Below are 11,865 nucleotides of genomic sequence, written 5' to 3'. Positions count from 1 at the left end.
ATTGTATGTATACGAAGTAAAAAAATTGATAGGAGATTTTATATGCAAAACAGATCAGGTTCAAATGTTACGTTTATTGATGTGTCTCATTGGGAAGGGAATATTGATTGGAATGCAGTGAAGGCATCTGGAATTCCAGCAGCGTATGCAAAAGCGACAGAAGGTGTAAACTACATTGATCCTACTTTTACTAAGAATGTACAAGCAGCACGAAATGCGAATGTATTAATTGGTGCATACCATTTTGCACGCCCAGAACAAAATGATGCAATTTCAGAGGCGAAATATTTTGTGAGTATATTACAAAATAACCAGACAGACTTAATGCCAGTTCTGGATTTAGAATCACCAACAGATCCGAGCAACAGTAATTTAACTGGTAACGCTATATCGAATTGGGCAAGAAGCTTCATAAATTATGTGAAACAGGCTACTGGAAAAGATGTAATGTTATATACAGGAGTTTGGTATATTAATGAGTTCGGAATTAGCGGATTAAGTGATATACCGCTTTGGATTGCTAAATACTCGAGTACACCGCCTGCTGATGCGGGTGGATGGACAGCGTGGACAGCGTGGCAGTACACAGATTCTGGACAAATTTCAGGCGTAGGAAATTGTGATGTATCAGCTGCAGTTTCATTAGAAGCTTTAAAAGGGAATGGAGCAAGTGGTGGAGGTAATGTTTCCCCGCCTAATAATGCAACTCCAGTGTACGGGGTTGCTATAATTAATGGAGATAATGTGAATTTGAGAAGTGGACCATCTTTGCAGTCTAGTGTAATTCGCCAATTGAATCGTGGCGAAACATATGAAGTTTGGGGAGAACAAGATGGATGGCTTTGTTTAGGGACAAATCAGTGGGTATATAATGATCCGAGTTATATTCAGTATAAACATTATGTGGCGACTATTACTGGTGATAATGTAAATTTGCGTGATGCTCCATCATTAAATGGAAATGTTATAAGACAGTTACATCATGGTGAATCGTATCGAGTATGGAGTAAGCAAGATGGATGGCTTTGCTTAGGGACAAATCAATGGATATACTACGATCCGAGTTATATTCAGTATGGTGTACAATAGAGTGAAAATAAAAGGTGCCCCGTCAGAGGTGCCTTTTATTAAAAATATACAACTTTTACAAAGTCTATATCGAAACCATAGTATACTATAGTAGATATATTTATAAAAAATAATCGAAAATGAAATAAAGGGGTAAAAATATGAATTATGTGCTAATAGGTGCGGTTTTAATATTATTAGCTGTAGTATTTGTGCTGTTTTATAAAAATAAACAGTTAGAATCAGAGAGTCAGCAAGTAGAATTTGAAAAGAAACAAGCGATTGAAACGTATAAAAATGAAATTGCAGCTACGGTGATAGAGCATAAAGAACAACAAAATAATTTAAAAAATATGGAACAGAAAAAATACAATGATTTACAAGTAAGTGCAAATAGAGAAATTGAAAATATGCGTATGATGAAAAATCAATTAGCTGTGCAGCATAGTAAAGAACGTAGTGAAATGCAAAATAAACATAATAACGAAATACATATGTTTCAAAAATTAATTGCAAATTTACGAGAATATACTAAAAACGGTGCTGAAATGAATACGTACGAAACATTACATTATATGAAGCGAGGATTCATAGAGCAAGGCATCATATTAGATGCTGAATTTCAAGTCATGCCGAATGTTTTTATTAAAAATAATAGTGAAATAAACGATAATCGAATCCATCATCTTATCTTGTGCAAAACTGGTATTTATCTACTGGAGACGAAAGAATGGAACGAGAAATTAATTCATGGTTTAACGAAAGAAAATGCTGGTATATATTCATTTATGATTGATGAAATGGGTAAGTATCAACAAGAAGTTGATAAAGAAGAAACATTTGAATATATAGTAGGTAAAGATTCATCAACTATACAAGTGAAAAATGAAGGGAATCCAGTATATAAGGCGAAGAAACTATCTCAAATTTTATACAATTGTTTGAATGAAATGCAGGCTAATAGTATAAAAGAAAAGGTAAAACCAGTTGTATATTTTTATAATAAAAATGGAAAAGCAATAGTAGACCTTTCTAGTGAGGAAACACCTAGATTAAAAGATCGGGAGCAAATTGTAATGTTCTTTAGAAATGAAATCTTAACAGGGAAAGTAGTATATACAGAGCAAGAATTAGAACAAATTCGAGAAATGATTAGCCTGATGAATTATATTGTGAGTTAAAAGGGGAGATCTTTCTGAACGCTATGCTACGTGGCATTTTATATGTCTATTTTTGTTTGTATATAGTAATGTACATTGTATTTATATTCGTCATTGATAGGGTCCATATACCCTTAAGTGTAAGGAGCATTTTTGTAGTATTCATACCATTTGTTTTATTAGTTATGATTCAAAGGGTTATTTTATATGTTTCTAAAAATCGTAATGAAGAAAAGAAGCAAATGTTGGGGGTTTTAATAGTAGCACTCATACCATTAATAGTGTGCACTGTACAACTAAGTGTAAATGAATATACATCAAAGTTTAATCAAAATAGATGGTTAAATCATGCAGATAAGCGGGTACATATGGTAGATGATCTATTACAAAAATATAAATTAATAGGGAAATCAAATGAAGAAATTACACAATTGTTAGGAGCCCCAACGGAAACGAGAAGTGGGGAAGAAGGAGTTATCACTTTGTATTATCTTGGGACTGAACGTGGCTTTATTCCAATAGATAGCGAACAGCTTATTTTACAATTTGATAGAGATGGTAAAGTCATGGAATATACGGTGCATAAAGATTAAAGAAACGTAGAGGGAAGCTATATGTTATAGCTTCTTTTTTATTTTTCAATATGTCACGGAAGGGGGAGAAGGTTTTTGAGTGGAATAAGGAATGAAAGCGGAGGTGATGCATATATATAGATGCATTGGGTGATTATTCGCCCGATTGGTGAGCGTTAATAATCAATAAGTACGGACAAAAACCCAATGATGAAAGTTTCAATTTATCATATTGTATAAATGAAAAGGAGGTAAGACGGTGAAAGCAATCCCGACTGATGTCCTGAGTAAAGAATTGATGGAAAGAGAAGGAGTTATATCTATTACAGTAAAGGAATTTGAAAAAATAGAAGTAGCTGGAGTAGTAGTAGCTGGTCCAGCGGTTATTTTGATTAATCAAGATTAAGTACATATTTTTGAAATAAAAAGCATCCGTCTAGGATGCTTTTTATTTGTATGTAAGGATAAATATGATGGATAATTGTGTTACTGGAGGGAAAGTCTGTGGCAATTATTATAACAATGTTAGTAATGGGTATTTTATTAGGATTTGTTGGAGCTGGAGGAGCTGGGTTTATTATCGCGATACTCACTTTAGTATTTCATATTCCTATTCATGTTGCTCTTGCAACATCTTTAACTGCAATGGCATTTACGACATTATCAGGTGTTGTCAGTCATTACCGTGAAGGCAATGTTGCATTTATTATAGGCGGGATTGTTGGGGGATTTGGCGCAATTGGCTCTTATATTGGTTCTAAATTTGGTTCACTTATACCAGCACATCTTCTTCATTGGTTTACAGCTGGGATGTTATTTTTATCGGCAATTTTTATGTTTATTAAATTAATTATGTTCCAAAACAAAGAACAGTCATCTTTATATAAGCATAAAGAGTTTTCCATGAACTACTTGTTGAAATGTATATGCCTTGGATTAGTTACTGGAATGATGGCTGGTTCATTTGGGATTGGTTCTGCACCGTTTATTCAGCTTGGATTAATGGTTCTATTTGGACTAACGATTCAGCAATCTGTAGGGACAACAATGCTTGTTATATTACCGATTGCAATTGGAGGCGGGCTAGGATATAGTTCGGAAGGATATTTAGATTATATATTGTTATTGCAAGTATTAATTGGGACCATGTTAGGGGCATACATTGGCGCGAAGTTTACAAATTATGCACCGCGAATGCTTTTGAGGTTTTCGATGATTATGACACCGGTTTTAGCTGGATGTATGCTATTGATGGAATAAAGTGAAATTATAATAAGTAGGGGGTTACTGCTTACAAATAGCAGGATAAAATTAATATAGCAAACTATTAATATATTTTACGAATGAATTATGTAGGTAATTCATATTTCCCATATAAAAGGATTTGTTTTAATATTATGAGTGTAAAGTTCGAGTATTCGAAGTACTACTTGAATTATATCCCTATCCCTTTTCTAAAAATGCGAACAAGTTTTGCCCTATTCTATTCAATAGTTAATTGTATAGAAATATATTGTTCGATGACCATTATGGAACGTACATAATGGGAAAATCCCGATCCTTAAAGAGGATGCCCCTAATCTTCATGTGAAAATATGATCGGATATGAAAGCTGACCAATTTATGGTCAGCTTTCTTTTTGTTCAAAAATTATTTCTTCTTTAATTTCTGTTTGCAATAATACAGTTTTTCCGAAGCGACGTTTGCATTCCGCGCGCACTTTTTCAAGGGCTAGTAGCTGAGTAGTCGCGGGAACTGTGACAATAGCTTGGCGAGGCTTTCGATTTTCTTCACAAAAGACACATTCCACAACATAATTAGAAATCATATTTTCATCCTTCCAGTTTTAATTTCTAAGAAGGGATTGCCTATGAAGTTGATGTAATCTTTCGTCATTGTTTTATTTTTTTCCTCTTTTTTTCAAGGGGAAAATAAAAAAGAGGGCGAATTTTAGTAGGGGAGGGATGTTTATGGAGAGATGGATAGGTAGTGCAGCGGTATGTGTAAATGAAAGAAAGGAAGTTTTAATGGTACTGCAGGGCAAAGAGGGAGAAGAAAAAAGGTGGTCTGTCCCAAGTGGAGGACTTGAAAAGGGAGAGACACTAGAAGAATGTTGTATCAGGGAAGTTTGGGAAGAAACAGGTTACAATGTGGAAGTTGTAAATAAAATATATGAAAAAGAGGGTATTACATACGGTGTTCCAGTGTATGTCCATTATTATTTTGTTAAACAAATAGGCGGTAATATGAAAATCCAAGATCCTGATGAGTTAATACATGAAATTGCTTGGAAAGGGATACATGAAGTTGAACAATTGTGTTTAGCTTTTCCAGAGGATTATGAATTGCTGTGCCGATATATAGATAAAGAAGCAAGTATGTAAATACTTGCTTCTTTAATGTATCCAAGACAAGAAAAGCGGAACGATAACTAAACTAGCGCCTGCTGTTAAAAGCATGGATAAACTTGCGATTGTTCCTTCCACAGGACCGATTTCGAATGCTTTTGATGTACCGGTTCCATTTGCGCTCGTTCCTAACATAATACCTTTTGCGATTGCTGTTTTAATACGGCAAATACGTATGAGAGAAGGACCGAGCAATGCTCCTGTTAAGGCAGTTAAAACGACAAATACAGCAGTTAATTGTGACATACCACCAATCATTTCTGAAATAGCCATTGCGATTGGTGTTGTTACGATATGTGGCGCTAAACTATGTTCTAGTGATGAATCAATTTGAAAATAATTTGCTAGTAGTGCTGAAGTAATGACTGATAAAAACGAACCGACAATGACATTAAGTAAGATAGCCATTCCATGTTTCTTTAATAAATCAAAGTATTTATAGATTGGCCATGCAAAAGCAACTGTTGCGGGTTTTAATAATTCAGTTAACCAATGACCACCAGATTCATATGTTTCATAAGGTGTATCTAATCCGAGCAATAAAGCAATTAAAATAATGGGACAGACGAGAAGAGGAGAAAGTAGACTCCAATTCCAGCGTTGATACATTTTTTTTGATAGCCAATATGTGAATAGTGTTAATAGTAAACAAAGAAATCCGATCATTGCGTTGATCCTTTCCGCTTTAGTAGCAATTCTGTTAAAAGTCCTGTAACTAAGGTAACGCAAAGAGTGCTAATCATAATAATTAAAATGAGATCGATTCCATATTGTGTTAGTGTATCTCTGTAACGTATGACAGCGACTGCAGAAGGGATGAAAAATAAAATAAGTTCTTTTAATAAAAAATCTGCTCCGTCCTGTATCCATTCTTTTTTAACTAGGTTAAATTTTAATGAAATTAATAATAAGAAAATACCGATTATACTTCCTGGAACTGGGAGGTGTGCCTGTTTTGCAATCCATTCACCTGTCCAAGCGAAACAAAATAGTAATAAAATTTGTCCGCTTAACTTCCACCATTTCATACAGTAACCACCTCTTTCTTTTGTTACATAAAAATTGTAAAAAAGAATTAACAATTTCTACTATACGTTCATTCAAAATATTTGTCTAATATATAAATTATATGTTATTAATATATAAGACATATTAATCGAAAGTGAAAAGGGTGTCCAAAAATGGAATTACGGCATTTGCAATATTTTGTTGTTGTGGCAGAAGAGTTACACTTTGGACGGGCGGCTGCTCGTTTACAAATGACACAACCACCACTTAGTCAACAAATACAGCAATTAGAAAAAGAAATGGGAGTTACATTATTTTCAAGAACGAAAAGAAAGGTTGAACTAACAGAAGCAGGAGAAATGTTTTTAAAAGAAGTAAAAAAGGCGTTTGAACAAATTGAAAAAGCAGTAGAAGTTGCACAAAGTGCGCAAAGGGGAGAAGTAGGATCACTTTCAATTGGTTTTGTAGGTGCGGCGATATATGATATTTTACCATCAATTGTTAGGGAATATAGAAAGAAATTTCCGAGAGTGTCTGTTGCATTACATGAATTGTCAACACCAGATCAAGTTCATGCACTTCATGATAACCGTATCGATATTGGCTTTTTACGTCCACCAATTCCAACGCAATTATTAGAATTAGAGCCAATTCAAAGGTTATCTTGCACCTTATGTTTACCAAAGGCACATCCACTTGCAGAGAAAGATGAAATACATATAGAAGATTTACGAGATGAGCCGTTTGTATTTATTACGAGACCAGTATGGCCAGCTTTGTATGATACAATTTTATCTCTTTGCAGAGAAGTTGGATTTAGTCCGCGTATTGTACAAGAAGCAACAGAGTATCAAACAGTTATGGGGCTTGTAGCAGCAGGGATTGGAATTACAGTAATACCCGTGTCGGCAAATAAGTTATATAAAACAGAAGTTGTATATAAAGAGTTATATGATTCTAATTTTGTTGCAGAAATGTCAGTGGCTTATAAAAAAATGAATAGTAATCCAGAGTTGCTAGAGTTTTTAAAAATTGCAAGAGAGAAGAAAAGAATAGAAGTAGAAGATGAATAATAGTAGTAGCAGAAAATGGATTTAATTCAAATCCATAAAAGTACACCTTATTAAACAATAAAGCGGAAATGCAACTTAAGTTGCATTTCCGCTTTATTGTTCTTTTTTTAGCTCGATACTAAATAGATAAACGTGTTCATTTTCTTTTAAGAGTAGATCAATACCTGTTTCTTCATCAATGGTAGGAACGCTTACAGTTTCTTTACTTGTTTGGATTACAGCAGCTAAAGTTGTTTTTTGATTGTATTTTAAATTTTTTATAGATGGGATTGTAGTAGTTGCGGAGCTATTTACGCTTGGTGGTGCTTCTTCATGAACAAGCGTTGAACCACCATCAATATTCATATACCACTGCCTTTTTTCTTGTATATCTTTATCGAATTGGAAATGTGGTGGTAAAAAAGAAAGCTTTACTTTCTTTTTTGAAAAATGTGATGTAGCTATATTAGCAATTTCTTTTGTTTTTTTACCATTGTTATAATAATCAATCGTAGCATTTATTTCATCTTTCTCATTTTTTAGCGTAACGTTATAAAATATGCTATTTCCTTCTTGAAAAGGAGTCATTTGTAAAATAGAAGCCTGCTCTGTTGTTAATTTGTATGGCTCAACAATGGCAACTTCATTGTTTTTTAGTTGGCTACAACTTGTGAATAATAATAAAGACAAGATTAATAGTAATTTTATACGCATGCAATCTCCTCCTTTTTACAATTATATTCTAAATGTGATTTTTATTATTTCGTTTTCTAGGACTAAAGACTTAGAAGAAATTCCGATTGTAGTGCGATGTTTAAAATGTCATATTTTTATACACTAGTAGTATAGAATGCGTATGTAATAAGGTAGGGGAAGAATTTTATGTCTTTATGTCGGTTAGCGAGAAAAAATATTAGAACATTTGCTACCAAAAGGATGAAGCAATTTATGTGGATTGCTATGAGTACTATGATTTTGTTTTTTATGATATCGTTACAATTTAATGAAGGAGCTATTTTGAAAGTAGGGGATGCATTTGTATTTCAAATGTATTTTTACACACTTTTTATTGTACTAATTTTCATATGTATTTTTACTACATATAAAATGATGTACTCCCTTTTGCATGTGAGGAGGGAGGAGTTTATATCTTATGTAGCAGAAAATATGAAAAGAAAAGAGGTACTATGTGTATTATGTCAGGAGCAATTATTCATTTATGGAGCAGCATTTGTTTTTGGATTAATTAATGGGATGCTATTTTTGAAATTATTCACGGTTATCTTTATGAAAGTCGCAGGGATACAAGGAATAAATAGTGCGCCAATTACAATATATGCAGTTGTAATTATTAGTATAATTATGATGACTGTCGTTTTAATATCGATGATGCAATGTTATCGATTTGTTCGAAGTTTAAAAGATGAAAATTCGTTGCGGTTTAAAGAAAGGGCATGAGAAATCATGCTTTTTTCTATTTTACACATAAAAATAATCATGTTACAGTGAAAAGACCTGACAAAGAATGGGAAGGAAAGGTTGTATAGAATGACAAATGAACAATCAATTGTAAAAGTCGATCGGTTAACGAAGCGAATCGGATCAAAGACACTTGTACAAAATATTAGTTTTGAAGTGAAAAAAGGCGAGGTTGTCGGTTTACTCGGACCAAACGGTGCTGGAAAAACGACTTTAATGAGAATGATGGTTGGTATGATCCGTATGACCGAAGGTGAAGTATGGATTGATGGTCAATCTGTGAAACAGCAATTCGAAAAAACCGCTGCGAAAATTGGAGCGGTAATTGAGACACCTGAATTTTATCCTTTTTTAAGCGGCTATGAAAATTTAACATATTTCGGACGAATGAATGGTAATGTGACCGAAGAACGTATCGATGAAGTAGTGAAATTGTTAGGGATGGGACAAGTAATTGATCGTAAAGTAAAAGCATATTCACTCGGCATGAGACAACGTTTAGGAATCGCTCAGGCGCTTATTCACGATCCAGATGTGCTGATACTAGATGAACCGACAAATGGATTAGACCCTAGTGGAATACATGAAATGAGAATGTACATAAAAAAAATTGCACATGAACAAGGAAAAGCTGTACTTGTATCAAGTCACTTACTTTCAGAAGTTGAATTAATGTGTGACAGAGTTATCATTATTCAGCACGGGCAATATGTGGCTACGCAAAATATTCAGCATAGCCAAAGCGAAGAGATGGAGACGATCCGTATACGTGTAGATGATGCGAATAAAGCAGCAGAAATATTAGGGCATGATGTTTTAGTAAAAGATAATGAATTACTTATTAATGTAAAAGATGAAGAAATCCCAAATGTTATTCGTACATTGCTTGAGAAAAATATTCAAGTGTATCGTGTATATGAAGAAAGAAAAACGTTAGAAGAGCAATTTTTAGAATTAACAGGGGGAAAAGATATTGTTTAATTTAGTATATAACGAACTGTATAAAATATTTAAGCGGAAGCGAACGATTATTCCATTTGCAGTTATTGCAGTATTAATAATCGGATTAGGATGGGTTACGGTAAAGTATTTTGAACCGGAAACAAAAGGATGGAAAGTAGATTATACAGAACGAACTGTAGAAATTGAGAAAAAGCTTGGCATGAAAAAAGAAGCTATTTTAGCAGAAAAATCAGGGGATGAGCTTGTAAAAGAATACCAGCTTAAGATGAAGCATTTAGATACGGATACAGCACCGGCAAGCAGTTCTCCACTTTCTTTCATGAGAGATACAGGTTTTATCGTATTTCCAATTTTGCTCCCATTTATCCTCGTGTATGCAAGTACAATTTTTGCGAATGAATATAGCTGGGGAACATATAAATTTTTAACGATACGACCAGCGAGTCGCTTTAAAATTTTAACAGCAAAATTTTTAGCAATCGTTATATTTGCAGCTTTATTATTTATATTTAATATGATCTTCTCCGCTTTATGTGGACTTGTTATTTATAAATTCCAACAGCCTGCATGGAGTGAGTTTATTTTCCAAGATGGAAATATAATAAAACAAAACATTTTTGTAGAAGCAAGTAAATATTATGTTTTATCGTGGTTACCAACGGTTGTGTACGCATCGTTTGCATTTATGATTTCTGTGTTAACGAGATCTAGTGGAGGTGCAATTGGTATTTCACTATTCCTTGCTTTATCAGGCAATATTGCGCTATTAGCAGCCACTAGATATAACTGGGCGAAATATTTATTGCCAGCAAACACAGATTTATATAGTATTTCAAAGAATGGAAGTTTTATTGATGGAGTAACATTCCCGTTTGCATCATGTATGTTGTTACTTTATTTGTTCGTATTTTTATGTATTTCATATACTGTGTTTTTAAAACGTGATTTAACTTAATAAGAAAAGCCGTTCAGGGTGCTGAGATGCACTTTGAACGGCTTTTTTTATGAGAATTGTTTAAGTGCTCTTTCGGCTAGTAAAGCAAAGTATTCTGCACTTATAGGCAGTGCCTCTTCATTAATTGTAAAAGCAGGATGATGCCATTCATGTGTACCACTCGTTCCCATAAAGACGAATGAACCTGGTATTTCCTGTTGGTAAAATGAGAAATCTTCTCCAGCCATTGACGGACTAGGCGAGATGATATTAAGATTCATCTTTGTGGCAACTTGAGTAGATAAGTCTGTAAGAGCTTTATCGTTGTGAACAGCAGGAGGACCTGAATAAAAACGGAATTTCGTTTTTACACCTAATGCATCAGATACACCTTTAATAATACGCTCCATGAGTGCTGGAATCTTTTCACGTGTTTCAGCTTGGAATGTGCGAATCGTTCCTTCTAACGTAGCTTTTTCAGGAATCACGTTCCACGTATTTCCTGCATGGATATTTGTAACACTCACAACTGCATTTTGAGATGAACTTATATTTCGGCTTACAATTGTTTGCAGTGCCATCACAATTTGAGAGGATGCGACAATAGGATCTACTCCAGCATCTGGTACAGCCGCGTGTGTACCAACTCCGTGAATTTCAATTTCAAATCGATCAACTCCGGCCATCAGTGGACCATCTTTAATGCCAATTGTACCTACTGGTAAATCAGGTTTATTATGCATGCCGAAAATCGCTTGCACATTACGTAAATGTCCAGCATCAATAACTTTGCAAGCGCCATTACTACTTTCTTCACCTGGTTGGAATATGAAGCGAACCGTTCCATTTAGGGAAGATTCTCTTTCTTTTAATAAGAAAGCAGTACCTAAAATGGCAGCTGTATGAAAATCGTGTCCACAAGCATGCATTTTCCCTCGTACTTTAGATGCATAGGACAATTGTGTTTCTTCTTGAATAGGAAGGGCATCAATATCAGCACGAACTGCTACAATTGGTCCGTTTTTATTACCAGACACTTCAGCGATAATTCCTGTTTCTAAATTGGAATCAATGATAGTAATGTTTTTTTCTTCTAACCAATTTTTTATTGCTTTTGTTGTTTCGAACTCTTCATATGATAGTTCTGGATACTCATGTAAATGTCGACGGATGGAAATAAGTTTTTCTTTTAGTTGATTTGAAATAGATACCATGTAGTAT

At 34.1% G+C, this 11,865-nt stretch carries 15 protein-coding genes; 10 read left to right on the top strand and 5 right to left on the bottom strand.

What is annotated here, in order from left to right:
* Window positions 1-42: 42 nt before the first annotated feature.
* The 5 genes from MKY21_RS18405 to MKY21_RS18385 all read left to right on the top strand — a co-directional run bounded on the left by MKY21_RS18405 (window position 43) and on the right by MKY21_RS18385 (window position 4,060).
* Entirely contained in the window at window positions 43-1,089 is a 1,047-nt protein-coding gene (locus MKY21_RS18405; RefSeq protein ID WP_001181384.1) for a GH25 family lysozyme, read from the top strand.
* A gap of 140 nt (window positions 1,090-1,229) precedes the next feature.
* Window positions 1,230-2,249, top strand: a complete 1,020-nt coding sequence (locus tag MKY21_RS18400) for an NERD domain-containing protein (protein ID WP_001110277.1) — start codon at window positions 1,230-1,232, stop codon at window positions 2,247-2,249.
* Window positions 2,250-2,272: 23 nt separating this feature from the next.
* Window positions 2,273-2,821 (top strand): hypothetical protein, encoded by a 549-nt coding sequence (locus tag MKY21_RS18395; protein ID WP_000943758.1) that lies wholly within the window; start codon window positions 2,273-2,275, stop codon window positions 2,819-2,821.
* A 238-nt stretch (window positions 2,822-3,059) separates the two neighbouring features.
* Window positions 3,060-3,206, top strand: a complete 147-nt coding sequence (locus MKY21_RS18390; protein ID WP_000644411.1) for a BC1881 family protein — start codon at window positions 3,060-3,062, stop codon at window positions 3,204-3,206.
* Window positions 3,207-3,304: 98 nt separating this feature from the next.
* Window positions 3,305-4,060, top strand: a complete 756-nt coding sequence (locus tag MKY21_RS18385; RefSeq protein ID WP_000974652.1) for a sulfite exporter TauE/SafE family protein — start codon at window positions 3,305-3,307, stop codon at window positions 4,058-4,060.
* A gap of 367 nt (window positions 4,061-4,427) precedes the next feature.
* On the opposite strand, the gene MKY21_RS18380 is transcribed toward MKY21_RS18385, so the two are convergent.
* A complete protein-coding gene (locus tag MKY21_RS18380) occupies window positions 4,428-4,628 on the bottom strand; it encodes a DUF3903 domain-containing protein (RefSeq protein ID WP_000625226.1) in 201 nt (66 codons plus the stop codon).
* A 142-nt stretch (window positions 4,629-4,770) separates the two neighbouring features.
* On the opposite strand from MKY21_RS18380, the gene MKY21_RS18375 reads away from it, so the two are divergent.
* A complete protein-coding gene (locus MKY21_RS18375) occupies window positions 4,771-5,184 on the top strand; it encodes an NUDIX hydrolase (RefSeq protein ID WP_000442979.1) in 414 nt (137 codons plus the stop codon).
* Window positions 5,185-5,196: 12 nt separating this feature from the next.
* On the opposite strand, the gene MKY21_RS18370 is transcribed toward MKY21_RS18375, so the two are convergent.
* Both MKY21_RS18370 and MKY21_RS18365 read right to left on the bottom strand, forming a co-directional pair.
* On the bottom strand, window positions 5,197-5,874 hold the full coding sequence (locus MKY21_RS18370) for an LrgB family protein (protein ID WP_000578965.1): 678 nt from the start codon (window positions 5,872-5,874) through the stop codon (window positions 5,197-5,199).
* Window positions 5,871-6,236 carry a CidA/LrgA family holin-like protein gene (locus MKY21_RS18365; RefSeq protein WP_000872365.1) on the bottom strand — a complete coding sequence of 122 codons (366 nt, stop codon included), beginning with the start codon at window positions 6,234-6,236 and terminating at the stop codon, window positions 5,871-5,873. The genes MKY21_RS18370 and MKY21_RS18365 overlap by 4 nt, the downstream gene beginning before the upstream one ends.
* 153 nt (window positions 6,237-6,389) lie before the next feature.
* On the opposite strand from MKY21_RS18365, the gene alsR reads away from it, so the two are divergent.
* Window positions 6,390-7,289 carry an acetoin biosynthesis transcriptional regulator AlsR gene (gene alsR, locus MKY21_RS18360; protein WP_000423234.1) on the top strand — a complete coding sequence of 300 codons (900 nt, stop codon included), beginning with the start codon at window positions 6,390-6,392 and terminating at the stop codon, window positions 7,287-7,289.
* A 93-nt stretch (window positions 7,290-7,382) separates the two neighbouring features.
* Here alsR and MKY21_RS18355 read toward each other — a convergent pair whose 3' ends face one another.
* A complete protein-coding gene (locus MKY21_RS18355; RefSeq protein WP_044795305.1) occupies window positions 7,383-7,982 on the bottom strand; it encodes a hypothetical protein in 600 nt (199 codons plus the stop codon).
* Between the two features lie 168 nt (window positions 7,983-8,150).
* Here MKY21_RS18355 and MKY21_RS18350 point away from each other — a divergent pair, with 168 nt between their 5' ends.
* The 3 genes from MKY21_RS18350 to MKY21_RS18340 all read left to right on the top strand — a co-directional run bounded on the left by MKY21_RS18350 (window position 8,151) and on the right by MKY21_RS18340 (window position 10,665).
* Window positions 8,151-8,726 (top strand): FtsX-like permease family protein, encoded by a 576-nt coding sequence (locus tag MKY21_RS18350; protein ID WP_000050624.1) that lies wholly within the window; start codon window positions 8,151-8,153, stop codon window positions 8,724-8,726.
* Window positions 8,727-8,816: 90 nt separating this feature from the next.
* Entirely contained in the window at window positions 8,817-9,728 is a 912-nt protein-coding gene (locus tag MKY21_RS18345) for an ABC transporter ATP-binding protein (RefSeq protein ID WP_000180623.1), read from the top strand.
* The gene (locus MKY21_RS18340; protein ID WP_000482759.1) at window positions 9,721-10,665 is read left to right on the top strand and encodes an ABC transporter permease; all 945 of its coding nucleotides are present in this window, start codon (window positions 9,721-9,723) and stop codon (window positions 10,663-10,665) included. Before MKY21_RS18345 ends, MKY21_RS18340 begins: the two co-directional genes overlap by 8 nt.
* Window positions 10,666-10,712: 47 nt before the next feature.
* Here MKY21_RS18340 and MKY21_RS18335 read toward each other — a convergent pair whose 3' ends face one another.
* Window positions 10,713-11,858 (bottom strand): M20 peptidase aminoacylase family protein, encoded by a 1,146-nt coding sequence (locus tag MKY21_RS18335; protein WP_044795302.1) that lies wholly within the window; start codon window positions 11,856-11,858, stop codon window positions 10,713-10,715.
* Between the last annotated feature and the right edge of the window lie 7 nt (window positions 11,859-11,865).

It is taken from the genome of Bacillus sp. FSL R9-9497 (assembly GCF_038005805.1).
GTDB classification, from domain to species: Bacteria; Bacillota; Bacilli; order Bacillales; family Bacillaceae_G; genus Bacillus_A; species Bacillus_A cereus.
The sequence above is the reverse complement of the archived record's forward strand: the minus strand, read 5'-3'. Positions and strand labels throughout refer to the sequence as shown.

Excerpts from the sequence above, each read along its gene's own strand:
- MKY21_RS18405 (WP_001181384.1), top strand. The coding sequence starts at position 43 with ATGCAAAACAGATCAGGTTCAAATGTTACGTTTATTGATGTGTCTCAT.
- MKY21_RS18400 (WP_001110277.1), top strand. The coding sequence starts at position 1,230 with ATGAATTATGTGCTAATAGGTGCGGTTTTAATATTATTAGCTGTAGTA.
- MKY21_RS18395 (WP_000943758.1), top strand. The coding sequence starts at position 2,273 with ATGCTACGTGGCATTTTATATGTCTATTTTTGTTTGTATATAGTAATG.
- MKY21_RS18380 (WP_000625226.1), bottom strand. The coding sequence starts at position 4,628 with ATGATTTCTAATTATGTTGTGGAATGTGTCTTTTGTGAAGAAAATCGA.
- MKY21_RS18375 (WP_000442979.1), top strand. The coding sequence starts at position 4,771 with ATGGAGAGATGGATAGGTAGTGCAGCGGTATGTGTAAATGAAAGAAAG.
- MKY21_RS18370 (WP_000578965.1), bottom strand. The coding sequence starts at position 5,874 with ATGATCGGATTTCTTTGTTTACTATTAACACTATTCACATATTGGCTA.
- MKY21_RS18365 (WP_000872365.1), bottom strand. The coding sequence starts at position 6,236 with ATGAAATGGTGGAAGTTAAGCGGACAAATTTTATTACTATTTTGTTTC.
- alsR (WP_000423234.1), top strand. The coding sequence starts at position 6,390 with ATGGAATTACGGCATTTGCAATATTTTGTTGTTGTGGCAGAAGAGTTA.
- MKY21_RS18355 (WP_044795305.1), bottom strand. The coding sequence starts at position 7,982 with ATGCGTATAAAATTACTATTAATCTTGTCTTTATTATTATTCACAAGT.
- MKY21_RS18350 (WP_000050624.1), top strand. The coding sequence starts at position 8,151 with ATGTCTTTATGTCGGTTAGCGAGAAAAAATATTAGAACATTTGCTACC.
- MKY21_RS18345 (WP_000180623.1), top strand. The coding sequence starts at position 8,817 with ATGACAAATGAACAATCAATTGTAAAAGTCGATCGGTTAACGAAGCGA.
- MKY21_RS18335 (WP_044795302.1), bottom strand. The coding sequence starts at position 11,858 with ATGGTATCTATTTCAAATCAACTAAAAGAAAAACTTATTTCCATCCGT.